This is a genomic window from Xenorhabdus sp. PB62.4 (assembly GCF_014467285.1).
Taxonomy (GTDB): Bacteria; Pseudomonadota; Gammaproteobacteria; order Enterobacterales; family Enterobacteriaceae; genus Xenorhabdus.
On sequence record NZ_NKHR01000012.1, the window covers coordinates 1 to 26,347 of the forward strand.

The 26,347-nt window shown below is 42.9% G+C and carries 28 protein-coding genes; 12 read left to right on the forward strand and 16 right to left on the reverse strand.

The annotated features are described in order from the left end of the window. The 4 genes from Xenpb_RS11250 to Xenpb_RS11265 all read left to right on the forward strand — a co-directional run. A partial coding sequence (locus Xenpb_RS11250) for a tyrosine-type recombinase/integrase (protein ID WP_187654409.1) occupies positions 1-497 on the forward strand: 497 nt, incomplete at its 5' end. A gap of 30 nt (positions 498-527) precedes the next feature. Beyond that, the gene (locus Xenpb_RS11255; protein WP_187654410.1) at positions 528-719 is read left to right on the forward strand and encodes a hypothetical protein; all 192 of its coding nucleotides are present in this window, start codon (positions 528-530) and stop codon (positions 717-719) included. A gap of 814 nt (positions 720-1,533) precedes the next feature. Then, on the forward strand, positions 1,534-1,944 hold the full coding sequence (locus Xenpb_RS20475) for an RNase A-like domain-containing protein (protein ID WP_187654411.1): 411 nt from the start codon (positions 1,534-1,536) through the stop codon (positions 1,942-1,944). Between the two features lie 9 nt (positions 1,945-1,953). Continuing rightward, the gene (locus Xenpb_RS11265; RefSeq protein WP_187654412.1) at positions 1,954-2,232 is read left to right on the forward strand and encodes a hypothetical protein; all 279 of its coding nucleotides are present in this window, start codon (positions 1,954-1,956) and stop codon (positions 2,230-2,232) included. Between the two features lie 85 nt (positions 2,233-2,317). Here Xenpb_RS11265 and nth read toward each other — a convergent pair whose 3' ends face one another. The 8 genes from nth to Xenpb_RS11305 form a co-directional block, all read right to left on the reverse strand. Then, positions 2,318-2,950 (reverse strand): endonuclease III, encoded by a 633-nt coding sequence (gene nth / locus Xenpb_RS11270; protein ID WP_187654413.1) that lies wholly within the window; start codon positions 2,948-2,950, stop codon positions 2,318-2,320. 14 nt (positions 2,951-2,964) lie between these two features. Continuing rightward, complete coding sequence (locus Xenpb_RS11275) at positions 2,965-3,684, reverse strand: electron transport complex subunit E (protein WP_187654414.1); 720 nt, start codon at positions 3,682-3,684, stop codon at positions 2,965-2,967. Between the two features lie 2 nt (positions 3,685-3,686). Continuing rightward, positions 3,687-4,313 (reverse strand): electron transport complex subunit RsxG, encoded by a 627-nt coding sequence (rsxG, locus tag Xenpb_RS11280; RefSeq protein ID WP_187654415.1) that lies wholly within the window; start codon positions 4,311-4,313, stop codon positions 3,687-3,689. 10 nt (positions 4,314-4,323) lie between these two features. Next, entirely contained in the window at positions 4,324-5,403 is a 1,080-nt protein-coding gene (gene rsxD / locus Xenpb_RS11285; RefSeq protein ID WP_187654416.1) for an electron transport complex subunit RsxD, read from the reverse strand. A 12-nt stretch (positions 5,404-5,415) separates the two neighbouring features. Continuing rightward, positions 5,416-7,539, reverse strand: a complete 2,124-nt coding sequence (gene rsxC, locus Xenpb_RS11290) for an electron transport complex subunit RsxC (RefSeq protein ID WP_187654417.1) — start codon at positions 7,537-7,539, stop codon at positions 5,416-5,418. Next, entirely contained in the window at positions 7,532-8,155 is a 624-nt protein-coding gene (gene rsxB / locus Xenpb_RS11295) for an electron transport complex subunit RsxB (protein ID WP_099114777.1), read from the reverse strand. Before rsxB ends, rsxC begins: the two co-directional genes overlap by 8 nt. Further along, a complete protein-coding gene (gene rsxA / locus Xenpb_RS11300) occupies positions 8,155-8,736 on the reverse strand; it encodes an electron transport complex subunit RsxA (RefSeq protein ID WP_047962684.1) in 582 nt (193 codons plus the stop codon). The genes rsxB and rsxA overlap by 1 nt, the downstream gene beginning before the upstream one ends. A gap of 107 nt (positions 8,737-8,843) precedes the next feature. Continuing rightward, positions 8,844-9,284: a DUF2569 domain-containing protein gene (locus tag Xenpb_RS11305; RefSeq protein ID WP_099114776.1), complete on the reverse strand. Its 441-nt coding sequence runs from the start codon at positions 9,282-9,284 to the stop codon at positions 8,844-8,846. 160 nt (positions 9,285-9,444) lie between these two features. Between Xenpb_RS11305 and Xenpb_RS11310 the strand changes: the two genes are divergently transcribed. Next, on the forward strand, positions 9,445-10,485 hold the full coding sequence (locus tag Xenpb_RS11310; RefSeq protein WP_187654418.1) for an oxidoreductase: 1,041 nt from the start codon (positions 9,445-9,447) through the stop codon (positions 10,483-10,485). Between the two features lie 37 nt (positions 10,486-10,522). Then, complete coding sequence (locus tag Xenpb_RS11315; protein WP_187654419.1) at positions 10,523-11,512, forward strand: bile acid:sodium symporter family protein; 990 nt, start codon at positions 10,523-10,525, stop codon at positions 11,510-11,512. A gap of 78 nt (positions 11,513-11,590) precedes the next feature. On the opposite strand, the gene add is transcribed toward Xenpb_RS11315, so the two are convergent. The 3 genes from add to manA form a co-directional block, all read right to left on the reverse strand. Then, positions 11,591-12,592: an adenosine deaminase gene (add, locus tag Xenpb_RS11320; RefSeq protein ID WP_187654420.1), complete on the reverse strand. Its 1,002-nt coding sequence runs from the start codon at positions 12,590-12,592 to the stop codon at positions 11,591-11,593. Between the two features lie 125 nt (positions 12,593-12,717). Further along, positions 12,718-14,244 carry a YdgA family protein gene (locus Xenpb_RS11325; RefSeq protein ID WP_187654421.1) on the reverse strand — a complete coding sequence of 509 codons (1,527 nt, stop codon included), beginning with the start codon at positions 14,242-14,244 and terminating at the stop codon, positions 12,718-12,720. A 168-nt stretch (positions 14,245-14,412) separates the two neighbouring features. Next, the gene (gene manA, locus Xenpb_RS11330) at positions 14,413-15,585 is read right to left on the reverse strand and encodes a mannose-6-phosphate isomerase (RefSeq protein ID WP_187654422.1); all 1,173 of its coding nucleotides are present in this window, start codon (positions 15,583-15,585) and stop codon (positions 14,413-14,415) included. 173 nt (positions 15,586-15,758) lie between these two features. Here manA and fumC point away from each other — a divergent pair, with 173 nt between their 5' ends. Next, on the forward strand, positions 15,759-17,153 hold the full coding sequence (fumC, locus tag Xenpb_RS11335) for a class II fumarate hydratase (RefSeq protein ID WP_187654423.1): 1,395 nt from the start codon (positions 15,759-15,761) through the stop codon (positions 17,151-17,153). Positions 17,154-17,231: 78 nt separating this feature from the next. Here fumC and tus read toward each other — a convergent pair whose 3' ends face one another. Continuing rightward, the gene (gene tus / locus Xenpb_RS11340; RefSeq protein WP_187654424.1) at positions 17,232-18,158 is read right to left on the reverse strand and encodes a DNA replication terminus site-binding protein; all 927 of its coding nucleotides are present in this window, start codon (positions 18,156-18,158) and stop codon (positions 17,232-17,234) included. Positions 18,159-18,473: 315 nt separating this feature from the next. Between tus and Xenpb_RS11345 the strand changes: the two genes are divergently transcribed. After that, positions 18,474-19,106: a helix-turn-helix domain-containing protein gene (locus Xenpb_RS11345; protein ID WP_187654425.1), complete on the forward strand. Its 633-nt coding sequence runs from the start codon at positions 18,474-18,476 to the stop codon at positions 19,104-19,106. Positions 19,107-19,209: 103 nt separating this feature from the next. On the opposite strand, the gene Xenpb_RS11350 is transcribed toward Xenpb_RS11345, so the two are convergent. Further along, a complete protein-coding gene (locus Xenpb_RS11350) occupies positions 19,210-20,415 on the reverse strand; it encodes an MFS transporter (protein WP_368666820.1) in 1,206 nt (401 codons plus the stop codon). Between the two features lie 222 nt (positions 20,416-20,637). On the opposite strand from Xenpb_RS11350, the gene Xenpb_RS11355 reads away from it, so the two are divergent. The 3 genes from Xenpb_RS11355 (at position 20,638) to bioD (ending at position 23,752) form a co-directional block, all read left to right on the forward strand. Next, complete coding sequence (locus Xenpb_RS11355; protein WP_187654499.1) at positions 20,638-21,549, forward strand: LysR family transcriptional regulator; 912 nt, start codon at positions 20,638-20,640, stop codon at positions 21,547-21,549. 164 nt (positions 21,550-21,713) lie between these two features. Then, positions 21,714-22,946, forward strand: coding sequence for an ROK family protein (locus Xenpb_RS11360; protein WP_187654427.1), 1,233 nt, complete (start codon positions 21,714-21,716; stop codon positions 22,944-22,946). Positions 22,947-23,083: 137 nt separating this feature from the next. Next, positions 23,084-23,752 (forward strand): dethiobiotin synthase, encoded by a 669-nt coding sequence (gene bioD, locus Xenpb_RS11365; protein ID WP_187654428.1) that lies wholly within the window; start codon positions 23,084-23,086, stop codon positions 23,750-23,752. Between the two features lie 51 nt (positions 23,753-23,803). Here bioD and Xenpb_RS11370 read toward each other — a convergent pair whose 3' ends face one another. The 3 genes from Xenpb_RS11370 to ydfG all read right to left on the reverse strand — a co-directional run bounded on the left by Xenpb_RS11370 (position 23,804) and on the right by ydfG (position 25,378). Beyond that, positions 23,804-24,112 carry a DUF1161 domain-containing protein gene (locus Xenpb_RS11370; protein WP_187654500.1) on the reverse strand — a complete coding sequence of 103 codons (309 nt, stop codon included), beginning with the start codon at positions 24,110-24,112 and terminating at the stop codon, positions 23,804-23,806. Positions 24,113-24,145: 33 nt separating this feature from the next. Next, positions 24,146-24,493 (reverse strand): DUF1283 family protein, encoded by a 348-nt coding sequence (locus Xenpb_RS11375; protein WP_187654429.1) that lies wholly within the window; start codon positions 24,491-24,493, stop codon positions 24,146-24,148. Positions 24,494-24,628: 135 nt separating this feature from the next. Then, the gene (gene ydfG, locus Xenpb_RS11380; RefSeq protein WP_187654430.1) at positions 24,629-25,378 is read right to left on the reverse strand and encodes a bifunctional NADP-dependent 3-hydroxy acid dehydrogenase/3-hydroxypropionate dehydrogenase YdfG; all 750 of its coding nucleotides are present in this window, start codon (positions 25,376-25,378) and stop codon (positions 24,629-24,631) included. 281 nt (positions 25,379-25,659) lie between these two features. Between ydfG and Xenpb_RS11385 the strand changes: the two genes are divergently transcribed. Then, positions 25,660-26,340: a hypothetical protein gene (locus tag Xenpb_RS11385; protein WP_187654431.1), complete on the forward strand. Its 681-nt coding sequence runs from the start codon at positions 25,660-25,662 to the stop codon at positions 26,338-26,340. Positions 26,341-26,347 lie beyond the last annotated feature (7 nt).

Here is a 26,347-nt window from a genome sequence, read left to right on the forward strand (position 1 = left end):
GGGTGGTGCCCATCGGCGAGCGGGCGCTGGGCTGGCTGACACGCTATCTGGTGCAGGTCCGGCCACAGTTAGCGGCGCACTATGACAGCGGTTACCTGTTTATCTCGCAAAAGGGCAGGCCGCTCAGTCTGGGGCACCTGACCCAAATCGCCGGCAAGGCCATCCGCCATCAGGCGCAGCTTGACAAGCCGGGCGCCTGTCACCTGTTCCGGCATTCAATGGCGACGCAGATGCTGGACAACGGGGCGGATATCCGCCATATCCAGGCCATGCTGGGGCATGAGAAACTCAACACCACCCAGGTGTATACGCGGGTCGCCATCAAACAGCTCAGGCAGGTGCACAGCCAGACCCATCCTGCCGAGCGGGTGCCCCAGACCCAACCGGACGCAGACAACCATACCGAACCGCTAAAGAGCAGCTCAGGCGGTGCCAGCGGAGAACCTGACACAGACCCGAAACCACAGCGTACCGGACAGCCCGATAATCCCCGTTGAGTTCGCGGGGGTGCGGGGCAGGGGCAGACCGTGGCCGGACTGCCCGGAAGCAGCGGTGCCGGCGGGGGTAAATGGGCAATGGGCCGCGGCGGCCACGGTGTCCCCAATCACTGTGTGCCGGCTGCCCAAAGCCCATTTAACATAATGCAGGGAGATTATGCGAAATTCGCCGGGCGGCCCTGCCGTCCCGCCCAGCCCCAAAGAGCGGCTCACATCGCCTAATCTGCATTATGTCTGGCGCCCCCGCGGTTCGGCCTCGCGGGGTGTGGCGCACAAGGCTGCGCCTTCTGCTGTCAGCACCGGCGCCTATGCCTGCCCAAAACCGCGCCGAACCGGAACACCGTGCCACATCCGGCATCTCACCTGCGCCTTCATTAGCTGCCTGACCTGGCCCAGGCTAACAACGCTGTAGGCAGGTCGGCCTGCGGCCTCCGCGTTTACCTCCCCCGCCCCAACCCTGCTGCATTGTCTGCGCGCGGCTCGCAGTCGCTGCGCTCCTCGCTCGTTGCCGTGCTCGCCATCTCCGCCCCCGTGCAGCCCCCGCAGGGGGCTTCCCTTGTAAACAGGGTGCGGTCATGCAAAACCGTGCCCGGTCTGAAACATCGGTGCTCCCGAGCGTCGCAGGGCGCCGCTTGCAGGCTCTGTGCCGCCCGCACCCGCAGAACGGCCGCCCGCCGCCCGGCAAGCCGGGCAGCGTTCGCCCGTTGCCGTGAAAAACCTCACAAAATCAGGCTGTCCAGCCCATCACAAAGAAAAAGGGGCGCTATACTGCACAACGGCCTGCGATGGTAACAGGGCAAAAACGCACCGGGGCAAACGGGTTAAATAGCCCAAAAGTGCACATCGGCATTTTAGGTTCGCGGGAATGGGCGGAACGGGTAAAAGCGGTTCTTTAATAAGCTGATAATCAAGGAAAAAATCGCTTAAAACCGTATGACCGTGCCGGAATCGTCCCTAAGACCCCATCGGGCTGCTGGGGGGATTTAATCCGTACGGATACGTTCATAATCCGACAAATTGGCTCGATCCACTAGGATTGGCTCCCTGTTGGCTTGACAATCATGAAAAGGCAGGAGGACATGTTCTATCTAGACATGTTTACCAAAATATTACTTCACAGACTGGACTGACTGATAGAGATTTATTAAGTCGTTTAGCAGCGAATACAAAGATTACTGGTGCAAGTCGCTTTAATAGCATTCAGGATGCTGAAAGCGTAATATCACAAGCATTAAAAAGTGATCGGTATCAGATTAGATCTTGGGCAAATACTGCAATTGCGGGTGACAGACGTGTTGTAGATTATAATGGTCCTATCAATATTGGTCGATATGCAGCTAAAGGAAGCACTACTCTTGCGCAAGTTATAGATGTTACAAATGTGAGGGTTGTTCTGGTAAGTAAAGGTTATGGCAAGTATTACATATTAACTGCGTTTCCGAGGTAATAGAGTTATATGATTTTTCGAGAGAAATACAAAAATTTATACAATTTTATTGGCGCATGGTTTCCCGATGCAGATTTTGAAGATCTAACTGATAAGGAGATAGTACTTTCTTACAAAGGGGTTTCTAGTAAAGAAACTATTGAGGGCTGTTTAAATGACATCTCTTTCTTGATAAAAGGATCAAATTTTCCATTAGATGAGATCAGAGAAATTACAAATATTTATTTTGAAGATAAAAATGATTGTATAACTTGGTTAATTGGAATTAAAAATAACTTAGAGAACTAATATCAGGTTATTTAATGCAAAGCAGGGAAATTTTTTGACCCTGCTTACATTATTTATGCTTCTTCTTGTTGCAAGATATCAAAAGTTACTCTGTCTTATCCCCAAACTCACAAAGATCTTCAATAATACAAGATCCACAACGAGGCTTACGGGCAATACAAGTATAACGGCCATGTAAAATCAGCCAATGATGGCAATCAACTTTGAATTCATCGGGCACCACTTTTAATAAATTCTTTTCCACTTCATCCACATTTTTGCCGGGCGCAAATTTCGTTCGATTGCTGACGCGAAAAATATGGGTATCAACGGCAATGGTCGGCCAGCCAAAAGCGGTGTTCAGCACAACATTAGCCGTTTTTCGCCCAACCCCCGGCAGCGCTTCCAGCGCTGCGCGATCTTCCGGTACTTCACCTTTATGTTTTTCCAGCAAAATCCGGCAGGTTTTAATCACATTTTCCGCTTTGGTGTTATATAACCCGATGGTTTTTATATACTCCTTTAAGCCATCAACCCCCAAATCAAGGATTGCTTGTGGCGTATTGGCAACAGGGTATAATTTTGCCGTTGCCTTATTGACGCTGACATCCGTAGCCTGTGCAGACAGTAAAACGGAGATCAGCAATTCAAAAGGGGAATTGAAAACCAACTCAGTAGTGGGGTGTGGATTGTGATACCGTAAGCGGGTGAGTATCTCAACCCTTTTTTGTTGATTCATATCTGATTGCACCTTCAGCTTCTTGTGATATGGCTTCCACAGCCTTTTTCTATATTGTTTTTTTCTATATAGCATTGGCGTTCTTTGTTTTCTGTCCGGCTCTTCATGCGTTCATCAATGAGATATTTTCCGGCCAGCATTAAGCCTAGCCCAATAAATGCACCGGGTGGCAGGATGGCAAGCAGAAAAGGGGAATCCATATGGAGAATTTCAATTCGCAGTGATTTCGCCCAACTGCCTAGCAGCAAATCCGCGCCATCAAACAATGTGCCATTACCCAGAATTTCACGTATCGCACCTAGCACGAACAGGGCAAAGGTTGCACCGAACCCCATCGCAAGGCCATCGATCATGGAATGGTAGATTGAATTTTTTGATGCGTAGGCTTCTGCACGGCCAATGACAATGCAGTTTGTCACAATCAAAGGGATAAAAATTCCCAATGATTCATATAACCCGAAGGCAAAGGCATTGATGAGCATCTGAACGGCACTGACGACAGAGGCAATAATCATCACGTAAATTGGGATACGAATTTCATGGGGAACCCAACGACGCAAAGCGGATACAGCAATGTTGGTGCTCAATAAAACCAGTGTAGTGGCTAAACCTAGTCCCAAGGCATTGGTTGCAGTAGAGGAAACCGCCAATAGAGGGCAAAGCCCTAAAAGTTGCACTAATGCGGAGTTGTTTTTCCATAGCCCCTGAATAAATAGGTTTTTGGTTTCACTCATAATTATTCCTCTCCACAGGTTGGAAGCGAAGAAAGTTGTGCAGGAACCGTCTCCAGATAAAGGGCAGTCCGTTTAACCGCGTTGACGACAGCACGTGGGGTAATGGTTGCGCCGGTAAATTGATCAAATTCCCCACCATCTTTTTTGACTGCCCAATTGTGATCGTCTTTTGACATCACTTTTTTGCCAGAGAATGTATCAATCCAATCGGAAATTCGGGTTTCAATTTTATCGCCCAATCCCGGTGTTTCATGGTGTTCAGTCACCCGAACGCCTAACACTTTGCCGGAAAAATCAGCGCCGACCAGTAACTGAATGGCGCCTGAATAGCCATCCGGTGCGGTACTTTCCAGTGCTGCTGCAACCGGAGCGCCATTTTTACGGGCGAGATAGAGGTGATGAGGCTGGGTATTACCCAGTGCCTTGTCTACCACCAAATAGCATTCCTCCTGCATTTTATTGTCATATAAAGCAGGGGGAACAATCTGATCCAGCAATACCTTGTGTTGTAACGCTGCTTGTTCTGCAATCCGGTCTTTTGTTAATGAATAAACAATCGCGGTTAAGCCGGTCGTGCAGGCGGCAAAAATGGCAAGGATAATACCGTGACGCCGCATCGTTTCTAACATAGCAATCTCCTTATTTATGACCGTAAGCACGAGGTTGTGTGTAATGGTCTATCAGCGGCACGCAGATATTTGCCAATAATACGGCAAATGCCACGGCATCCGGATAACCGCCATAAACGCGAATCACCCAAATTAGCACCCCAATCATGGCACCATAAATCAAGCGGCCTTTTGGCGTTGTTGATGCACTGACCGGATCGGTTGCAATAAAAAAGGCACCTAACATGGTTGCGCCGGAAAGAAGTTGCAATAACGGTGGTGAATAACGAGTCGGATCAATAAGCCAGCTCAGTAATGCACAAACACCTAATGACAAAATAAATGCAGTCGGGATCTGCCAATTGATGACTTTTCGGTTAAGCATAATCAACCCACCGACCAGATAAGCAATATTAACCCATTGCCAGCCAATACCCGCCAAAGTACCCTGCAATATCGGCTGCTGTAATACTTCATTAAGATCGTGGGTCAATCTGCCGGTTTTAAAACTATCCAGAGGTGTTGCCTGACTTAGCCCATCAATACCTTGTTGTAGCTGTAGCAGGGTAGAGCCATCCGGTGTATGCCCGGTGAAGATGACCATCAGGCTATCCCAAGGAGTTAAGGTGAATGCCTGTAACGATGCTGGTGGCATCCAACTGGTCATTTGCACAGGAAATGAAATAAGCAGAACGACATAGCCCACCATGGCAGGGTTAAATGGATTTTGCCCAAGCCCACCATACAAATGTTTGGCAATGATGATGGCAAAAAATGTGCCGAGAACGATCAGCCACCAAGGCGCTAAAGGTGGCAAACTCATTCCCAGAAGTAATCCTGTCACTAACGCCGAGTTATCTTTGAGATAAGGCATGACCAACTGTTTTTTTAGTGCAATGGCAGCGGACTCTGCTAATAATGCGGTAATGATGGCTAAGAAGATTTGGAACAAGGTGCCATAGCCAAAGAAGTAGGTTTGTACAGCAATACCGGGAATGGCAGCTAAAACCACCCAAAGCATAATTTGGCTGGTTCTTTTTTGATTGTGCGTAAAAGGCGAACTTGCGACTTTTAGCTGGTTATTGTCAGTGTTTACTGGCCTGAATTTCATTGATAAATGTCACTATTCTGTTGGAACTTCTTGTTTTTCTTGGGCTGCTTTCTTGGCTTTAACACGAGCAATCGCAGCCGCAACAGCGGCTTTACGTGGATCGGTTTCTTCCGGTTCAGCGGCAACCACTGGTTTTATATCAGGGTTATGCTGATTTTGAGCTGCTTTCTTGGCTTTAGCACGGGCAATTGCAGCCGCAACGGCGGCTTTGCGTGGATCAGTTTCTTCCGATTCGGCGGCAACGGCTGGTTGGGCAGCAGGTTCAGGCTGATTTTGCGCGGCTTTCTTGGCCTTGGCGCGGGCAATTGCGGCAGCCACAGCGGCTTTACGCGGATCAGCTTCTGCCACACTATTTTGTGAATCAGCGGGTGATGTTGTCACTTCTTCACTTTGGGCTGCTTTTTTCGCTTTTGCTCTGGCTATTGCAGCGGCGAGGGCAGCTTTACGAGGATCATCACCCTCAGTTGATACGGGTGCTTTTGTATCTGTAACTGTGTTTGAAACAGCCTGTTTTTCTGCCTGACGAGCACGTAATTGCTCTTTTCTGGCTTTACGTGCGGCAATGACCGCTGCATTGTCCGGTAATTGTCCTGCTTGTATCGTGATCGCTTCGCCTGCATTGTTCTGCTTTTCTTTCACGCGAGCAAGCGCGGTTTCGATAGCGTTTTTATCACCACTGGTTATTTGTACAGCTGCTTTCTTATGGCGTTCTTCACGCGCCAATTTCTCTCGCTCCATACGCACTTGTTTGGCTTCGAAACGAATTTTAGCTTCAGCAGAACGGCGTGTTTCTGCGTCTATAGCCCGTATTTCCGCTTTTTCCTGCCGGTAATATTGGACGAGGGGAATATTGCTTGGACACACATAAGCACAAGCACCACATTCGATACAGTCGAATAAATGGTGATTTTTCGCTTTTTCATGTTCTTGCCCACGACTGAACCAATAAAGTTGTTGAGGCAGTAATCCGGCCGGACATGCTTCAACACATAAGCCACAGCGAATGCAGGCTTCTTCAATCTCTTTGGGTTCCATTTCTTGCGCTGAAGGAGCAAGAATGCAGTTACTGATTTTGACAATGGGTACATTCAGGTCAGGTAGGGTAAAGCCCATCAATGGCCCACCCATAATGACCATTTGTTCTGTTTTAGGTTTGAATCCAACTTGTTGTAGCAAGAACCGAACCGGCGTGCCAAGGCGTGCCCAGACGTTACCCGGGGAGGTGACGGCTTCTCCTGTCAGGGTTACGATGCGTTCAATAAGAGGTTCTCCGTCAATGATAGCGCGCTTAATCGCCATCACTGTACCGACGTTTTGCATGAGAACACCGATATCAGAAGAACGCCCGCCGGATGGAACTTCTTTACCTGTCAGGATCTTGGTCAGTTGTTTGGCTCCACCCGAAGGATATTTCGTTGGGATCACCCGTACAATAATAGATTTATCACCATTGAGCGCTTTGTACAGGGCGTCAATCGCTTCGGGTTTATTATCTTCAATACCGATCAACACCTGTTTTGGGTTGAGCAAGTGCATCAAGACACGAATACCTTCGATAACTTCTTGCGCATGCTCCTGCATTAAGCGGTCATCAGCAGTAATATAGGGTTCACACTCTGCGGCATTGATAATCAACGTGTTGAGATTGTATTTCCCGCCCTTAAGTTTTATCGCCGTCGGGAAACCGGCACCACCTAAACCCGCAATGCCAGCTTGCTGGATGCGTTGTAATAATTCATCGGCATCAAGTTTTGTATAATCAGGAGATTGGATTCGCTCGCACCATTGGTCTTCACCGTCAGGACGCAACCGGACACATAATTCTTTCAGCCCGGAAGGGTGTGCCGTAACGCAAGGTTCGATGGCTGTAATCGTCCCTGAAGTAGAAGCATGGACAGGAACGGTTCGGCCTGTACCGATAGTCAAGGGTTGGCCTTTCAGAACCTTATCACCCACCTTAACCAGTAATTCACCTTCCGGCCCTAAATGTTGTTGCAGGGGAATAATGAATTCATCCGGCAGGGGGGCATAGCGCAATGGCGTGCGGCTGGATTGCAGTTTCATTTCCGGTGGATGAATGCCCCCGTCAAAATCCCATATTTTGTTCTTGTTAAGCCAGTTGAGTAGATTAAACATTGCTTTTAACCTCAACAGGTTTAACAGGAGAGAACACAGTAAGTTCAGGTGTCACAGGAATGTTTTTTACCGGAATGGTGTTTAAATCCCATTTCCAATTTGAGGTGGTAGTCGCTACAGGGATCATCGTAATGCAATCAGTTGGACAAGGTGCGACACACAGGTCGCAGCCCGTGCAGAGATCTTCAACAACAGTGTGCATGGCGCGGTTTGCACCAATAATGGCATCAACCGGACATGCCTGAATACATTTGGTGCAGCCTATGCAGTTCTCTTCATCAATAAAAGCCACTTTTCTGGCCGGGTTTTGTACGCTTTCATCGCCATCTAGCGGTTGAGGATCGACACCCAGTAATTCGGATATTTTGAGCATCACTTGCTCTCCACCGGGCGCGCATTTGTTGATCATCTCACCATTATTGGCAACGGCTTCTGCATAAGGACGGCAGCCGGGATAGCTACATTGTCCGCATTGACTCTGTGGTAACAGATTATCGATTTTTTCAACAATCGGATCTTCTTCTACTTTAAAACGACGGGCAGCAAAGCCGAGAATTAAGCCAAAGCTTAATCCGAGCATACTTAATACGCCGATAGCAAGCCATAATGACATCATCAGAATTTCACCAAACCACTAAAGCCCATAAATGCGAGGGACATTAATCCCGCAGTAATAAGCCCTATCGATGAACCACGAAAAGGGGCAGGAATATTGGCAACAGCTAACCGTTCACGAATGGCGGCAAACAGTACCATGACAAGGGAAAAACCCGCAGCGGCACTAAAACCATATACGGCAGACTGAAGAAACCCGTGGGATTGATTGACGTTCAGCAGGGCGACACCGAGTACAGCACAGTTAGTTGTAATCAGTGGCAGGAAGATCCCTAAGAGCCGGTACAGTGTCGGGCTGGTTTTACGGACGACCAATTCCGTAAATTGAACAACAACCGCAATGACAAGAATAAAACTTAAAGTACGTAAATAAACCAAATCAAGTGGTACAAGAATCAGGGTATTTATCAGCCATGAGCAGATAGAGGCCAACGTCAGCACAAATGTTGTTGCTAACCCCATACCAATAGCGGTTTCGAGTTTTTTGGATACGCCCATAAAAGGACATAGCCCCAGGAATTTTACTAAAACAAAGTTATTGACCAAAACTGTGCCAATGAATAACAAGAGGTATTCAGTCATTGCTATACCTGAAAATAATATGCTGGAAAATATACAGTTTGAATAGAAATTCCTCACCTGACGGTGAGGTAAATAGGGGCAATAATAACAATCAATTGTGGGGTATGTTATCGATCTTGTGTGAAAGTCATTTTTACGCGATAAGAGCGTTTAATATAAGGAACAAAAACAGCAGCAGCCAGTAATGTCCATAATAAGGATCGTACTGCCATCTCATCAGTAATGGGGGAAAAGGCGAAGGTTTTTATGGCGATCAAAACAGAGACCATAAGCCAAATAATAAAAATACGTGGGAAGCGTTTTGAGCGAATAAAAAGCAACCTCAAAACCCAAACAGTAAAACACCACATTATTGCTGAGGTTAATACGGAGATATACCACATAGTGGTAAAGCTACTATCAAGTTGATGGATGGCTTCATTTTTATGGATAAACATCATGGCATATAACAATAGAATAAAGCTGGCGGCGATTAATGTCATGATTAAGTAAGCAGCAGGTGCTAATAACCAGCCGCTAATGCGGTAATAATCATTGGATTGATACATAAAGAAATCTTCGCTCCATAATGAGTATTTTGATATAGAGAAAAGATGGTAACACAGATATCAGGATTATTTGCTAACGTATGATAGGTGGTGCTATTTTCTGATGTCTTGTTACTGGTTTGTAGTATTGAGCGTAGTATTACCATTTTTAGAGGCAGTTATGAGTGATTTTTTAAAAGTTGGTTTGGTAGGTTATGGCTATGCAAGCAAGACCTTCCATGCACCATTGATTGCGGGAACACCTAATGTCCAACTGGTGGCTATCTCAAGTAGCGATGCAGAGAAAGTCAAAAAAGACTGGCCAACGGTGTCAGTGACTTCCTCTCCTGAAACCCTGTTCAGTGATCCGAATATTGATCTTATTGTTATCCCAACACCCAATGATACTCACTATCCACTAGCACAAAAGGCTCTGGCGGCAGGTAAGCATGTTGTCGTTGATAAGCCTTTTACTATTACAGTGGAACAGGCAGAATCTCTGAAAAAACAAGCAGAAGAAGCTAATTTATTGTTATCTGTATTTCATAATCGTCGTTGGGATTCAGGTTTTTTGACAGTGAAATCACTGATTAAAGAAAATAAATTAGGGGCTCTGAAATATTATGAAGCCCATTTTGACCGTTACCGTCCCGCTGTTCGCCAACGCTGGCGTGAAGCTGCCGGTGCGGGAAGTGGGATTTGGTATGATTTAGCCCCGCATTTATTGGATCAGGCCGTTCAACTATTTGGCAAACCAAAAGCGATGACTGTGGATTTAGGCATGATACGTCCGAATGCAGAGACAGCGGATTATTTTCATGCACAGCTCACTTATCCTGATTTAAAAGTCGTGCTACATGCAACCATGCTTGCAGCAACAGAATCGCCTATTTTTACATTGCACGGTATGGCCGGAAGTTACACCAAGTATGGTTTGGATCCACAAGAAGAACGCTTGAAAGCAGGTGAAAGGCCTCCTCGCGCTGATTGGGGTTATGATGCACGCGATGGTTCGGTGACGTTGTCACAAGGTGAGGACTTGATTACACAAGTGATACCCACTTTACCCGGCCATTATGGTGCTTATTATGCCGCTATTCGTGATGCTATTTTGTTTGGTAAGCCTAACCCAGTGACTGCCAGTGAAGCCATTTTGATCATGAAGCTTATTGAAGCAGGTGAAAAATCAGCACAAGAGCAACGCACAATTCTGATTGATTGATCAAGCCGTGGACGGTAAGGCAAAGGGAGCTATTTTAATGAACTTGTTGCAGAAATTAAAAATTGATCCTTTTTTAGTGATACTGATTACAGTGGTTATCATTGCATCGTTTTTCCCCTGTGAAGGCGAAGCTAAAAAATGGTTTCAACACCTAACAACGGCCGCTATTGCATTGTTGTTTTTTATGCATGGCGCGAAATTATCCCGTAGTGCAATTTTGGCAGGTATCGGGCACTGGAAACTGCATTTGGTGATTTTTATTAGCACCTTTGTCTTATTCCCAATATTGGGGATGGGGCTGCATTTCATTGTGCCGGAATGGATGTCTCCTACGGTTTATATGGGATTTCTTTATCTTTGTGCTTTACCTGCTACTGTGCAGTCGGCTATTGCCTTTACTTCCGTTGCTGGAGGAAATGTCGCTGCTGCAATATGTAGTGCTTCCGCTTCAAGTTTATTAGGTGTGTTCTTATCCCCGTTATTGGTTGGTTTTTTAATTCAAACGCATGAAGGGGGCGCTCATACTGATACCTGGCAGGCGATAAAAGATATTATATTGCAGCTAATGGTCCCTTTTATTGTTGGTCACCTGTCACGTCCTCTGATTGCCGGTTGGGTAGAAAAACATAAAAAGCTGGTTAATATGACCGACCGTTCCTCCATTTTGCTGGTGGTATATGTGGCATTCAGTGAAGCGGTGGTGGAAGGTATTTGGCATAAAATTGATGCTTATTCACTCATAATGATTGGCATTGTGTGCTGTGTTTTATTAGCACTCGTGTTAATGATTAATGTGTACAGTTCGCGTTTGCTTGGATTCAGCAAAGAAGATGAAATTACCATTGTTTTTTGTGGTTCGAAGAAGAGTCTGGCGAATGGTGTACCGATGGCTAATGTATTATTTCCTGCCTCAATGGTAGGGGTCATGTTATTGCCATTGATGATTTTTCACCAGATCCAACTGATGGTTTGCGCGGTTCTGGCTCAGCGTTATGCTCGACGTTCAAAACCTAAAAAGGCAGATTAATTTCTGCCTTTAGTGTTAACTCATTTTAAATAACGAGTTTTGAAAATAGCGGTTTTTGAGAATAAATAGTGATATTTCTTAGCGACTTGCCACTTTCTCTTTTAGGGCTTGCTTTTCCGCTTCGCTGAGGAACGCGGTTGTTAATCCATTAACTTGTGCCTGTCGGATTTGTTCTGGAGACAATCCTGCTGCCGGTGCAGCAATCTCATACTCGTGGCGAATTTCAATGCCTTCGACTGCCGGGTCATCGGTATTGATTGATGCCAAGATACCGTGTTCAAGGAATTTTTTCAGTGGGTGAGTCGCTGATGAGCTGACTGTGCTGGTTTGCAGGTTTGATGTCAAACAGGATTCAATACCGATTCCGTGTTCAGCCAGATAGTCCATCAAAGCCGGATCAGTGATAGCTTTAACACCGTGTCCAATACGGGTTGCTCCCAATTCACGAATAGCATGCCAGATACTTTCTGCACCAGCCGCCTCTCCGGCATGTACACTGATATTCCAGCCTGCATCACGCGCTTGGATAAAATGTTGTTCAAACAGATAGCCAGGGAAGCCGAGTTCATCACCCGCCAGATCTAATGCTGTAATATGTCGTTTATGAGCAAGCAGGCCGGCTAATTCTTGAGAACACGCTTTTTCTCCAAATGTTCTGCTCAATATGCCGATCAAACGGATCTGAATATCATGTTGCTGGCTTGCAGAATGGATGCCATCAATGATTGCCTCAACAACACCTTCAACAGGCAGTTGGTGCTTCATCGCCATGTAATAAGGAGAGAAGCGCAGTTCAGCATAATCAAGGCCCGCGTTGACGGCATCTTCAACATTCTCAACGGCAACTCTGCGGCAGGCATCTAAATCTGCCAGAACGGCGACTCCCCAGTCCAGTTTCTGAAGGAAACTAACAAGGTTTGGTTCATTTTCAATGATCTGGACATGAGGGCGCAGGGCTTCCAGTTCATAAGCAGGAAGGGGGATATTATGTTGACGTGCAAGGGACAAAATGGTTTCAGGGCGAATATTGCCGTCAAGGTGACGGTGTAAATCGGTCAATGGAAGCCGTGTATCAATCATCTTTTATCCTTCTTATTAAATTTCAGATATACAAAAAAGCCAGTCAATGCGTTGACTGGCAAGAAAATGAAAGCACTATCGATGTTTTAGCGATGTCTCAGCAATGCAGCCTTATCATGCTGATTTTACTCACTATCTGTATCACCATGCGGGGCTTGTTCACCATTGTCATCATCATAGGAGCTGACAAGATCATTATCAAGCAAGAATTGATGCAGGCTGGATTCTTTGTTATTTAATTTAACTTTGTCATCGGCATACTGGAAATTAAGACCAATAACGCCGTTTTCATCAGTGAGGATCTTTTGCTTAATGCCTTTTTGAGCAAGCATCTGAACTTGTTGTTTTGCTTTAGCTTCTGCTGCCGCTTTGTCTGCACCGTCTAAAATATCTGCTTGTGTGATAGATTCTATCAACATAGCTTTAGGTACGCTAACGCGTAATGACAGATCTTGGACCAGAGTGCGGATCATCTCTTCCGGCCCCATCAGGAACAACGCGTTCTTCTCTTCAGGAATGTTTTGTAAGGAAAGTTTGAAATCGACTGCGCTTTCACCTTTACTGTTTTTCCAACTGAAAGGAGAAATGCTGAATTGTGGATTTTTATTCAGAAGTAAGTGTAAGTTACTGAGAATAGCATAGGAATTCGCATCATAAGATAACGCATCTGATGCCACTAAACTATCGTGATAAGCCTGAGTAAACTTACGTACAGACTGGCCATCTAACTTTTCCATGCCCAGAGCAAGCTTACCTGAGCCGAAATCTATATCTTTGACTTTTATTCCATCAACGCCGTAAGCGATATTGATGTTGAGGTTGTCTTTATCTTCTGTCAAATCGGACGTGATTTTAAACCCTTTGAGAGATGTCTCACTCGGTGCATTGGATTTTCCGGCAATCTCATGCAGGGAAATTTCGCCAATGCTATAACTCTGATGACCAATATAGAAATCGAAATTACCTTTTTTGTTCTCCCCTGAAAAATCAATATTTTTTAGGGAAATTGATTCATTTTTGGTGGGATCACTGAAAGATAATTCATCACTTTTGGCGGAAAATGATAATGCACTTAAATCACGGTTGGTATCAATACTGATTTTTGCCCCTGAGAAAGACAGAACGCGTTTCTCACCATTTTCCTGGTCTTCTGTATGGTTAATGGGACTCAAGTTCATAATGGAAGAGAGGTTTCTTCCATAGCTAATGCTGGTATCTGAACTGATTGGCGATTTTCCTTCAGTAAGCTTAAATAGCTCTTTCAGCGTATTGCTTTGTTCCAGTTCAGAATGGATGGATGCCATTTGCGGTGCTAAATTGAATGCTTTCAGGTTGGCAATAGGAAACGGACCATGATCGATGGTTGATTTAAAAATAATTTCTTCGTTACTTAACGGAACACCTTTATCGTTTGACTGAGTATTTTTTATGTTCAGGATTAAACGGACATCGGAACTGAAAACACCGCGTTTGAAGTCTTTTGCCTGCAATTCGATACCGCTTTCAGGAAATTCTTTTTTGAGTTCAGTGTTTGCCTTGGTGATGAAACCATCCAAACTTCCTTCAAGCTTTTTACCTGTGTACCATGATGCACCTGTCCATACCGCTCCCAGAGCAATAATAACGCTTACAGCAACTAACGATTTTTTCATGTGGAAATCCCATCCGTTAACGCACATAACATGGTTGATATGTGCACTTTTATTTATGTCAATAATGGTTGTTAAGTGTATAGCCTAACTAAGATATTTTAATCATTTTTCACTGAAAATGTGATTAACAACCGATGTAATAGATGTAACTATATGAATATAGAATAATTAATTAGATACTTTGGCAATTTTCCCATCACCATGAACAATTATGGTTTTTTCTATAGCAGATAAGAAGATTGATTCACCTGAGAATAATCTCAATTGCTGCTCATCAGAGTTAATAACCACTTGACCTTCAGAACAAAATAAAACTGATGCTGAATTATTCTCCAATGTGATTGGTTGTTCTGAAACAGCATAAACAGAAAAATGGAAATCATTGACGGGAACAGGGTAATTCAACGCATCTTTTTCCTGTTTTGGAGTGGTCAGCAAAGTATCTGCATATTTCGGAATAAAATCTAAATTAGCCATCAATTCTGGTACATCAATATGTTTACTGGTTAAACCAGCACGCAGCACATTGTCTGAGTTGGCCATAACTTCCAGAGCCACACCTTCAAGATAAGCATGAGGGGTGCGTGCGTACAGAAACATTGCCTGGCCGGGTTTCAGCTCGACCACGTTAAGCAAGAGGGGTGAAAACAAACCGTTATCATCAGGATAGAAGGAGGTCATCTTTCTGATAGTATCCCATGGTTCTCCCTGATGGCTATTCAGCGCAGACTTTAAGACAGCAATGGCTAAACGTTTCGATTCACCTTGCATATTCAATAATTGGGCAAAGAGAAACGACAGGTTTTGTTCTGTCGGATGCTGGATGAATGCCTGAATATCAGGATGTGCAGCAGAAACATTTCCCAATAGTTGTGCGATTTCTGATAGTGGCCTAAAAGCATTCATGGCCTTAAATGGTGTCAGCGCATAGACCAACTCAGGTTTGTGATTATCGTCTTTATAATTACGTTGTGCTGAATCTAAAGGTATTCCCTGTGCATTTTCTTTAGCAAATCCTATCTCGGCAGATGTTTTATCAGGATGTACCTGAATTGAAAGCGGCTGAGCCGCGCACAACACTTTGAACAAAAAAGGTAAGCGCTGGAATTGACGGGCTACCCTTTCTCCGAGATATTTTTCTGGTTCCCTGGCGATCAGCGTATCCAAAGCGATGGTTTCGCCGGTTTCCGGATCGGTCACCAGTGAACTGCATTTCGGATGTGCTCCCATCCATAATTCTGCCATTGGCTGATTAGCAGGGTTTTCGATGCCATAAATATCCGTCAGGGCCGTTTTGCTTCCCCAGTCATAATGTTGGATGTTATTAGTCATTTTCAGCATGGCGGAATTTCCTATAATAAAAAATAAATTTATTTATATAACAACGATACAATAAACACGGTTAGGTCGCATTATCGATCATAAATTTATGGCATTATAAAAAAATGCCGGCTAATTTATCTGCAAAATTTATTCCGGCGTATTCAATTATTCTGTGTGCTAAGGAGATAGTAATGGCAGCCACTCGCATTGAAAAAGACTCAATGGGACCTATCGAAGTACCTGCTGACCAATTATGGGGGGCGCAAACTCAGCGCTCACTGGAGCATTTCCGCATTTCTCAGGAGAAAATGCCTGTTGCGTTGATTCATGCTCTTGCATTGACTAAACAAGCAGCAGCCAGCGTCAATATGGATTTAGGCCTTCTGCCTAAAGAACGTGGTGACGCAATTATCGCTGCGGCGAAAGAGGTGTTGGAAGGTAAACACCCGACAGAATTCCCTCTTGCTATCTGGCAGACCGGTTCGGGAACTCAAAGCAACATGAACATGAATGAAGTGTTGGCGAACCGTGGTAGTGAGATCCTTGGCGGTCAACGGGGCAATGAACGTTTGATTCACCCTAATGATGATGTCAATAAAAGTCAAAGTTCTAATGATGTTTTCCCAACTGCTATACATGTTGCAGCAGTTACCGCAGTACGTGAGCATTTGTTACCAGAGTTAGAAGCATTACAAAAAACACTGGCAGACAAAGCGGAAGCATTTAAAAATATCGTAAAAATTGGCCGTACCCACCTACAAGATGCGACTCCTCTGACTTTAGGTCAGGAGGTTTCTGGTTGGGCAGCTATGCTGACACATAACCTGAAACATATTGAAAACAGCATTCCTCATGTGTGCGAATTGGCTTTGGGTGGTACAGCGGTAGGAACTGGTCTGAATACTCATCCAGAATATGCTGTTCGCGTTGCGAAGAAAATCGCTGAATTGTCCGGCCATCCTTTTGTGACTTCCCCAAATAAATTTGAAGCTTTGGCAACTTGTGATGCACTGGTTCATTCTCATGGTGCGCTGAAAGGTTTGGCTGCTTCGTTAATGAAGATTGCTAATGATGTTCGCTGGTTGGCTTCCGGCCCACGTTGTGGCATCGGTGAAATATCCATCCCTGAAAATGAACCAGGCAGCTCAATTATGCCGGGTAAAGTTAACCCGACTCAGTGTGAAGCAATGACTATGCTATGTGCTCAGGTTATGGGTAACGATGTGGCTATCAATATTGGTGGCGCGTCGGGTAATTTCGAGCTGAATGTATTCCGTCCAATGGTTATCGATAACTTCCTGCAATCTGTTCGTTTACTGGCGGATGGCATGCGTAGCTTCAATGAGCACTGTGCGATTGGTATTGAACCTAACCATGATCGCATTACTCAATTACTGAATGAATCACTGATGCTGGTAACGGCTCTGAATACTCATATTGGCTACGATAAAGCCGCTGAGATTGCTAAAAAAGCCCACAAAGAAGGTCTGACGTTAAAACAATCCGCGATGCAATTGGGCTATTTGACTGAAGCTGAGTTTGATGATTGGGTTCGTCCAGAAGAGATGGTTGGCAGCATGAAGTAATGTTCTTGCTATGATGTACTTCTGTTTACGCCATTAAATTTAAAAACCGGAGAATATTCACTCCGGTTTTTTTATCGCTTAAATTTCTTTATAGAGATGAAGACGAGGAATGACGAGCTCCAATGGCTTGGCTTTGGGTTTATATCTATGTTTTATCGCATTGGCATTATAGTCAGTTAATGCGCCAATTTTCGGTTTGGCTTCACTGTCCTTTGTATAGAATACAATAACGGGAAGTGGACACGCGTATTGAACTTGCTTTTGCAGCTCTGAGTACCATACGCGAGTAATGGGTTGTACTTTCACTGGTCTTTTGATCTTCAATATCACGTTATCGGGTAGTTTCTTGATATCTGTAATTTCCAAAGCTACCAGAGACGCCCATTGATCGCTAGTGTAAGGAGGAACTGCTCGCCCTGCATTGTAGCTTTTCTCCAGTTGTTCCAGAATTTGTTGTTTGGTGACTTTTTTAATGATGTTTTTGTTGGCCCAGCCAAAGTTAATGGAATCAGGATCTAATAGGGGAGTGATGGTGCGGTAGGCATTCAATGTAATAAGCCCTCGCAAATGATTATGAACAAACTCAAAGCGTTGTTCTTTGCTGACACCGGATTCTTTGGTGACGATATTTTCCAGCTCGACTTTTAATTGATTTACTTCATTAACTACATTCATTGCTTCCTTATATTGCTGGTGGCTGACTGCAAAACATAATGCTCCTGGAAGCCGACTGGCAGCTTTGCTACTGATATTGGGGTTATTATGGTGTATGAATAACTTCTGATAAAAGCGTAAACCTAAATTGAGAGCTTCATTTCCTTGTAGAGGATTAACTTTAATTTTAGTTAATTGTTCATGTTCTTCGCCTTTTTCTATCTGAGGCAATTCGAATACCCGGGCATCAATAAGCGGATAGTTCATCAACAAGGTAATCAGTTCAGATAATTTTTTTTCTTGCTTTTTGAAGCAGCTTGTAAGTGACTTAATTGAAAGGTATTTATTCATATTGCCATCCTCAACAATTGTACCCTTAAATTTTTTATTTAGTTACAACATACTTTTAACTATACCCCCAAAACGTGCAAACCTCCACAAAAAAACCAAACAAAAATTCAATAATATAAAAGAACAAAAAACGCCTATTGCGATACATTTCAACATTGTGATAAAAATTTAAATTAGTTATAAGCATTAAAATATGAATGGACTATTTAAGAGTTAGGAAGATATTCACACAGTTATACATAAGAAAAATTTTTTACTTATTTTTCATTCCACATTATTTTCCATGGAGCGAGTAACGCTCCAAGGTTGTTAAATATGAAAAAATTAGTCAAGCCAGTGAATTCCTTTAGAAAGGTTATAGATGTTTTATTACCATATTCTGAATTAATCACATCAGATTTATCGTCACAAGGAACATTTATTAAAATTGAAGATGAGTTTGCTAAATTTTTTTTGTTGGAGAAAGGTTATGTCAATATGCGCAGAATAAATGATGCTCTAATCATCGCGACGTCTTTCTCACCTTATATCATAGGAATATCTTTCTATTCCGGCTCAGAAATCTATTATTCTATTGAATTGGGACCAAATTGCGAACTCTATCAAATTCCTAGAATTAATGCCTTAAATGCCATAAAAAAGCATGATCTTTACCGGGAATGGATGAGAATAATTTCGTATAAAATGTCTTTCTTGTATGCGAGGGATATTAGTATCTTCCGTCATGGTGCCAAAGAGGTTGTATGCAGTCTATTATCTCGCCTAATAACGTTACCTGATGAATTTCGAGAAAATATTTCTGCTATCAGATACATAGAGCAGAGGTGCACACTTTCTCGCAGTTGTATACAACGCATATTATTTTCATTGAAGAAAGAAGGGTGTATTGAGATCATTGATGGTTATTTAACGAAAGTTATTGTGTTACCTAATCAATCTTATTACTGATAATCAAAGAATAAACAAATAAAAAGCGAATAATTGAGGTTTTTAAATGAGTTTTTTGGAAAGTTGCCGACATTCATAATAGATTGTCGGCAATTATGTTCTTTTAATTTGACAACTTATTGAGCTTAACGCCTAAATAAAGAGCTGCTGTGGTTAAGAGTGCAATAAATATTGCTACACCATTCCATGCAAAATATATCCAAAATACACCACCTAACGTGCCAGCAATACTTGAACCCACGTAATAACCGAATAAATACAGGGATGAAGCCTGCGCTTTGGCTCGTTTAGCTCGTTTTCCAACCCATCCACTAGCAACAGCATGAGCGGCAAAGAAACCGGTTGTCAATATCATCATTCCAAGCATGACCGCCAAGATGGAGGAGAACATTGTGATTATACAACCAATCAACATGGTACTGACTGCTACTAACAATACCTTGCCACGTCCATGTTTACTGGTCAGGGAGCCTGCTTTTGTTGCACTGTAAGTTCCGGTTAAGTAGACAACGGATAATAATCCAACAATAGCCTGGCTAAAATGATAGGGCGTATCTAATAACCGATAACCAATGTAGTTAAACATTGTGACAAAACTACCCATCAGCAAAAATGCTTCAGCAAATAGAAGAGGAAGCCCTTCATCTCGGAAGTGTAATTTTAAGTTGGTGAGCAATGTCTTAGGTTTTAGTGAGCTGGATTTGAAGTGCTTGGATTCTGGCAACATTTTCCAAAATGCGATGGCGGAGATCAAAGCAAAAGTACCCAATAAAATAACAGCAAATCGCCAGGAGAAGTAATCTGCAACCACGCCCGTAATCAAACGGCCACTCATTCCTCCTACTGAATTACCACTGATATATAGCCCTATAGATAAGGCAGCATAGCTCGGATGGATCTCTTCACTTAAATAAGTCATGGCTACAGCGGCAACGCCACTGACTGATAAACCGACAAGTGCACGCATAAGCAAGATTCCGTGCCAGCTTGTCATGACAGAGCTCAAAAGGGTGAAAATAGCTGCCGCAATCAATGAAATAACCATCACATTTTTACGGCCAAGTGCATCAGATAGAGGCCCTGTAATTAGTAATCCAAGGGATAACATTCCGGTGGAAAGTGATAGAGATAAGCTGCTGTTCGCCGGTGAGACGTTAAATTCTTTTGACAAAATTGGCAATATTGGCTGAACGAAGTAAAGCAATGCGAAAGTTGCCAGCCCAACAGTAAAGAATGATAGCGTTACACGTAGGTATGCCGCATCCTCACGCTGAATATAATGCTGCTTATTCCCGCGCCTTTGCTTGATCGTGTTCCCAACATCACTTTCAACGTCAGAGACTGCTGATTTTTCACTGACGCTTTGGATTGTATTCACGCTACTTCCTTATCTAAGTAAAAAAACGTTAAGTACTTGATTCAGATCAAGAATAGAAATTCGTGAATATTTTGTCTAATATATTAATTCAATAGAATGATATGTTAAACATATCAATTGAGGTAATAAAGTTAGAGGTGATAGAGTATGACCATTAATGTTGAACTTAGACATTTACGCTATTTTATTGCAGTGGCAGAAGAGTTGCATTTTGGACGCGCAGCAGAACGATTAAATATCTCTCAACCACCATTAAGCCAGCAAATTCAAGCTCTTGAAGCTAATGTAAACGCCAAACTACTTATGCGTAATAATCGAAATGTTAGCTTAACTCCCGCAGGGCATATGTTTCTTCAGGAGGCATATCAGATAATTGCTCAAATTGAGGCAGCAGCAACTAAAGCAGCCAGAATGTATCAAGGAGAATTAGGGGAAATATCCATTGGCTTCACGTCCACCGCGCCCTTTATGCCCAGAGTCGCTCTTAGCCTGCGCCAGTTCCGCGAATGCTATCCTGACGTGGCTATACATATGCATCAAATGAATACTAAACAGCAAATAGCGCCTTTGCAAACGGGTAGAATCGATATAGGGGTTATGCGTAATACGTTATTACCAGATAACTTAGAGTATCAGTTACTTTTCCGTGAGCGTTTTATGCTGGCGGTATATGATGGTCACCCTTTGCTTAAATATGCCAATGAAGGCGTTAATCTGGAAATGTTATCTGATTATCCACTGGTGTTCTTTGAGCGTGATGTAGGGACAGCTTTGTACGATGAAATTATCGCTTTATTGGCAAATGCAGGAGTGACGCCGATGATTTCGCAAGAAGCTGGTGAGGCGATGACAATACTTGGATTGGTTGCAGCAGGGTTAGGTATAAGCATTATTACTGAATCATTTACCCGCATGAAACTAGATGGTGTTCAATATATTCCATTAGCAAATAATCCAGCTTACTCTGAAGTTTGGTTGGTTAAGCATAAAAATTACAATAACAGTGCTGCGGCAGCCCGGCTAACCAATCTTTTAATCTCAAATATTGTAGACGAAAACTTATAGATGACGTTGTTAAACAAAAGGCAATAATGTTAATAAAAAGCAATAATCACGAGAAGTTCGTGTGAAAGATCACATTTCTACTTCAAGCGGATATCTTATCGTTTAAACAACGACATAATCGTTATTAATTTTTTAGCGGCGCGAATTAAATAGCGGGAGGCGAGGTGAGTGTCGATATTCAACCAAGTCATATTGACCAGATTAAACAGGCAAATATTGGTTTGGTCTATCGGTTAATTGATCAATACGGGCCTATCTCGCGAATTGCACTTTCTAAAAAAGCCCAATTGGCACCCGCCAGCATTACTAAAATTACGCGGGAACTCATTGATGCCCATTTAGTGAAGGAAGCTGAGTTTCACGAACCCGGTTTTCGGGGGCGTCCTGCTATCGGATTAAAAGTAGATAGTGAAGGGTGGCAATTCTTGTGTATCCGCATTAACAAAGGAAGTATTGTCGTCGGGCTTCGTGATTTGAGCAGTAATCTTCTGGTAGAAGAGGAATTACCATTCCCTGTACTTCAAAATCAGTCTTTTCTGGACCGTATCGTTGATGAAATTGATAACTTCTTCTTTCGACATCAATCTGCTCTTGAGCGTCTAACAGCGATTAGCGTTATCATTAATGCAATAGTTGATCCGGTTAATGGGATAATTCATAGTTCACCGTACTACGATATCCAGGATATCCCCATAGGGGCATTCTTACATCAACGCACAGGATTACCGATCTTTTTACAGCACAGTATAACCGCATGGACAATAGCAGAGTCTCTGTGCGGCACAGGGAAAAACTGCCAGAATCTTATTCAATTAGTCATTGATGATAATGTAGGGGCAGGCATTATAACCGCAGGGCAAATGCTCCATGCCGGGAATCAAAGTGTCGTAGAGATTGGGCATACTCAAATCGAACCTGATGGAGAGCTTTGTTACTGTGGTAACCGTGGCTGTCTTGAAACAGTTATCAGTATTAAAAATATTTTGCAGAAAGCCCGCTGTCTGGCAACGCAATATCCTTGCTCTTTAGTTAATACGATGACAACTAATAATGTGCCATTGACAATTGATTTACTTTGTCAGGCGGCCATAGAAGGCGATCCGTTGGTAACAGACATTATCCATGATGCCGGAGAACGAATCGGGCGTATCATGGCGATTATGGTCAATATCTTTAACCCCGAAATGATCCTGATTGGTTCGCCGCTGAACGATGTAAAACATCTCCTTTATCCCGCCATTCAACAGCAGATATCTCAGCGTTCTCTTCCCGGCTATAGTCAACAGGTTGATATAGTTGCTACTCAATTTAATAATACAGATACATTTCCTGCGGCAGCGTTAATTAAACAATCCTTGTATAGCGGCGAGTTACTAATAGCACTCATGCAAGGATAAGGATAGCTCGCATCAGGCAAAACATTGAGCTAACGCAATCCCTACCGCAAATACATCTCCTACACTCTAAGCCTGCTCGCTAAAAAGAGTAATCGGCCTATCTGTACTTGTTACTATGGAAAACGGAAAATGAATTTATGATAACGCGCTTATTTGTTACAGGCACGGATACCAACATTGGTAAAACAGTTGTTACCCGCGCATTACTGCAAGTTTTTAATCGTGAAGGCACAACCGCGGTAGGATATAAACCCATTGCAACAGAAAAACGACAAACATCGGAGGGGATACGCAATCGTGATGCCTTAATCATATATCAATCCTCACCTGTTAAAGTGGACTATGAAGAGGTTAACCCTGTTATTTGGGAAAGTAACTACGAAGAAGGAAATCGAGCTGATTTTACTCAAATGACAAAGGGGCTGAAAAACCTGGGGAATAAAGCAGATCGTGTGATTATTGAAGGTAATGGTGGCTGGCGTATGTTACTGGAAGATGAGGTGTCTTATTCTGATTGGGTTGTACAAGAAAAGTTGCCCGTCATTTTGGTCGTTGGGATTCAGGCTGGTTGTGTTAATCATGCTATTCTCACAGCTCAATCCATTATTAACGATGGCGTTCCCCTAGTAGGTTGGATTGCTAACCGAATTAACCCTGGATTAGCACACTACGCTAAGATACTAGAAAGGTTACGGTGTCACATACCGGCGCCACAAATTGGTGAAATCCCTTATCTCTTAAGGCCGGAAGAACGCGATTTGTCGTGCTATTTGGATACTAATGCAATATCAGCTATCGATATTTAATAACAAAAGGGGCATCTTTTGCCCCTTTTTACTGTTAAATCTGAAAGAGTGTTACTCTTGGCTTTTCTTATCGCCAGAAGTAGTTTTATCCGTATTAGTGTGAGTAAGGCGGATATAAACTATTTTCTGCTTGCCGGAATCACAATGACCAACAATTTTCCCATTAACGGCGTTGTCCTTAACAGCTTGGTCATTAGGAATGACTTCAAGCTTAAAATCCGTTTCAGAAACACCATTGTTAATGATTTTCTGTGCAATTTCCGCTTTCAGGCTTTCACATGTAACCTTTTGTGAAGCTTGTACTGCAAAGGGAGAAAGCATAAAGAGCAACGCTGTAGCCAGTAGGATTTTTTTCACCATCATCTCCTTACTTTGATGTCGGTGTTGAGTCTATCAAGGTTTGATCGGACGGCCTGTGTTAATATCCAAACAACGTTTCGTATTTGGTTCCCAATAAGCATCAATATTAGCGCTTTCTAAACAGGCCTTTCGATTATCAACTTCTACTTCGTACTTATCAAATTCTTTCTCTCTGCGCTGCTCCACTTTCTTACGTAAGCTTCTCTGATCATTCCATTCTTCTTTGCTCTGACGAGCCGTTTCTCTGCTTATTGAATTCTCACCGCCACCATTAATGGTTACACATGTGCTATCTGATGAGCAGGGCGCAGAGAATGCAGGCGTTTGCCAAAATAATGACAATAACAGAGTGATAGCGGAAACATATTTCACAAATTTCATATTTGGACCTCTTTCATTGTGCCATTTAGCAAGACTAGGTCATTTACTGAAGCTACCAAAAAAGCGTCAAACAGGAGTTTTATTGGTAGCACCACATTAATTGAATAATAGAGTTAACAGTTCACCAAAATAGGATTATTGGTTTCTATGTACACTTAAACCTGCGAATGATTGACAAACGGGCATCATCTCTAATGTATTAATATTGACACGAGAAGGGAGGTTAGCAACCCAAAATACCGCTTCTGCAACATCATCAGCAGTCAGTGCATCTGCGCCTTCATAAGTTTTATCCACTTTTTCCTCATTGCCTTTAAAACGTACATGAGAAAATTCGGTTCCACCGACAAGGCCAGGTTCGATATCAGTGACTCGAATATTTTTGCCTTGTAAATCAGCTCGTAATCCTAAACTAAATTGTTTTACGAAAGCTTTCGTAGCACCATATACGTTACCACCCGCATAAGGCCAATTTGCTGCGGTAGAGCCAATATTAATAATATGCCCACTATTGGTTTCTACCATATGAGGCAGCAGAGCGCGTGTCATATTTACTAATCCTTTGGTATTGGTGTCAATCATAGTTTCCCAATCATCAATATTAGCTTGATGAGCGAGTTCCAGCCCTAAAGCAAGCCCCGCATTATTCACAAGAACATCAATATTGCGTAACGTATCTGGTAATTGCTGGACTGCTTGCTCAATTGCAGCGCGATCTCTCACATCAAGTTGAATGGGGTGGAATTGTTCACCTAACTCTTTTTTCAACTTTTCCAATCTATCCTTACGGCGCCCTGTCGCAATCACTGTGGAACCATGTTCGATAAATTTTCTTGTAATTGCTTCACCAAAACCGGAAGTTGCCCCTGTCACAAAAACAATCATATTGTCCTCTGTTTGCGAGTTTTTATCGTTAATCTTCACGTTAGTAAAAAAATTTATTTTGCATTAGTCAAGGCCAAATAACTTTGGTGAAAATTAATGCCTTGTTTTTAAAGTCTTTTTATACTAACAAAAAAGACAAGTTTGGTAGGATAAAAACCTTGAAAAAAACTAATAACAATTATAAATTACTTGTATTGAATCTATATGGTTGTTAAGAATCTTATGGTTTTTATAGTATTATAGATATGGTTTTATATAAGTAGATGTACTGGGAGGTAAATATGCCATTTTATCGACCATTCAAGACGCGTTTTGAGCAAGGAGATCTTATATTTGGACTTTTTGAAGAAAGACCTAAATATGCTCAAGAATATCCACAACTTGGATTTGACCGTTTTCTTGATACTAATAATATATCAACAATTGACAGATATTCAATAACCCAGAGAGAACGCGACATCCGTGAGAAATTTGAGCAACTAATTCCATCCAATCAAGAATCTTTTGATAAAGCAATAGAAAACCATTGTAAATACAACTCGATACGTCATTGTGAAGATGAGTTGAAAATTGATTTAGATAACAGAAAAGTTCACTATCCCGAGCAGGTAACTAGTCGAAAATGTAAAGCAGGATTATCTTGGTTCTCTCAGTCTTTGACACGATCATGTATTCATTTTATTTTAGATGAAATCGATATGGAATGCGTTGTCTATAAGCTGCCTGTAAAAAATAAGAGAAAGAAAAAGAGTTTATATACAGCGAGTGAACTAAGGTGGATTTACCGAAATAGGCGTGACCCGAAGGTTAGATCTTGTATTCAGTTTTGGAGAAAAGGTGTACCCGTGGCACCTCCATGGATAGAAGGTAAAGATGTCTCTTTATGGCAAAATTACCATCCGAAATTTGAAAATTCTGAAATAGAACTCGGGGAATTTGCTGAAACTGCCTTAGGCATGTAGGAAAGGT

Excerpts from the sequence above, each read along its gene's own strand:
- Xenpb_RS11265 (WP_187654412.1), top strand. The coding sequence starts at position 1,954 with ATGATTTTTCGAGAGAAATACAAAAATTTATACAATTTTATTGGCGCA.
- nth (WP_187654413.1), bottom strand. The coding sequence starts at position 2,950 with ATGAATCAACAAAAAAGGGTTGAGATACTCACCCGCTTACGGTATCAC.
- Xenpb_RS11275 (WP_187654414.1), bottom strand. The coding sequence starts at position 3,684 with ATGAGTGAAACCAAAAACCTATTTATTCAGGGGCTATGGAAAAACAAC.
- rsxG (WP_187654415.1), bottom strand. The coding sequence starts at position 4,313 with ATGTTAGAAACGATGCGGCGTCACGGTATTATCCTTGCCATTTTTGCC.
- rsxD (WP_187654416.1), bottom strand. The coding sequence starts at position 5,403 with ATGAAATTCAGGCCAGTAAACACTGACAATAACCAGCTAAAAGTCGCA.
- rsxC (WP_187654417.1), bottom strand. The coding sequence starts at position 7,539 with ATGTTTAATCTACTCAACTGGCTTAACAAGAACAAAATATGGGATTTT.
- rsxB (WP_099114777.1), bottom strand. The coding sequence starts at position 8,155 with ATGATGTCATTATGGCTTGCTATCGGCGTATTAAGTATGCTCGGATTA.
- rsxA (WP_047962684.1), bottom strand. The coding sequence starts at position 8,736 with ATGACTGAATACCTCTTGTTATTCATTGGCACAGTTTTGGTCAATAAC.
- Xenpb_RS11305 (WP_099114776.1), bottom strand. The coding sequence starts at position 9,284 with ATGTATCAATCCAATGATTATTACCGCATTAGCGGCTGGTTATTAGCA.
- Xenpb_RS11310 (WP_187654418.1), top strand. The coding sequence starts at position 9,445 with ATGAGTGATTTTTTAAAAGTTGGTTTGGTAGGTTATGGCTATGCAAGC.
- Xenpb_RS11315 (WP_187654419.1), top strand. The coding sequence starts at position 10,523 with ATGAACTTGTTGCAGAAATTAAAAATTGATCCTTTTTTAGTGATACTG.
- add (WP_187654420.1), bottom strand. The coding sequence starts at position 12,592 with ATGATTGATACACGGCTTCCATTGACCGATTTACACCGTCACCTTGAC.
- Xenpb_RS11325 (WP_187654421.1), bottom strand. The coding sequence starts at position 14,244 with ATGAAAAAATCGTTAGTTGCTGTAAGCGTTATTATTGCTCTGGGAGCG.
- manA (WP_187654422.1), bottom strand. The coding sequence starts at position 15,585 with ATGCTGAAAATGACTAATAACATCCAACATTATGACTGGGGAAGCAAA.
- fumC (WP_187654423.1), top strand. The coding sequence starts at position 15,759 with ATGGCAGCCACTCGCATTGAAAAAGACTCAATGGGACCTATCGAAGTA.
- tus (WP_187654424.1), bottom strand. The coding sequence starts at position 18,158 with ATGAATAAATACCTTTCAATTAAGTCACTTACAAGCTGCTTCAAAAAG.
- Xenpb_RS11345 (WP_187654425.1), top strand. The coding sequence starts at position 18,474 with ATGAAAAAATTAGTCAAGCCAGTGAATTCCTTTAGAAAGGTTATAGAT.
- bioD (WP_187654428.1), top strand. The coding sequence starts at position 23,084 with ATGATAACGCGCTTATTTGTTACAGGCACGGATACCAACATTGGTAAA.
- Xenpb_RS11370 (WP_187654500.1), bottom strand. The coding sequence starts at position 24,112 with ATGGTGAAAAAAATCCTACTGGCTACAGCGTTGCTCTTTATGCTTTCT.
- Xenpb_RS11375 (WP_187654429.1), bottom strand. The coding sequence starts at position 24,493 with ATGAAATTTGTGAAATATGTTTCCGCTATCACTCTGTTATTGTCATTA.
- ydfG (WP_187654430.1), bottom strand. The coding sequence starts at position 25,378 with ATGATTGTTTTTGTGACAGGGGCAACTTCCGGTTTTGGTGAAGCAATT.
- Xenpb_RS11385 (WP_187654431.1), top strand. The coding sequence starts at position 25,660 with ATGCCATTTTATCGACCATTCAAGACGCGTTTTGAGCAAGGAGATCTT.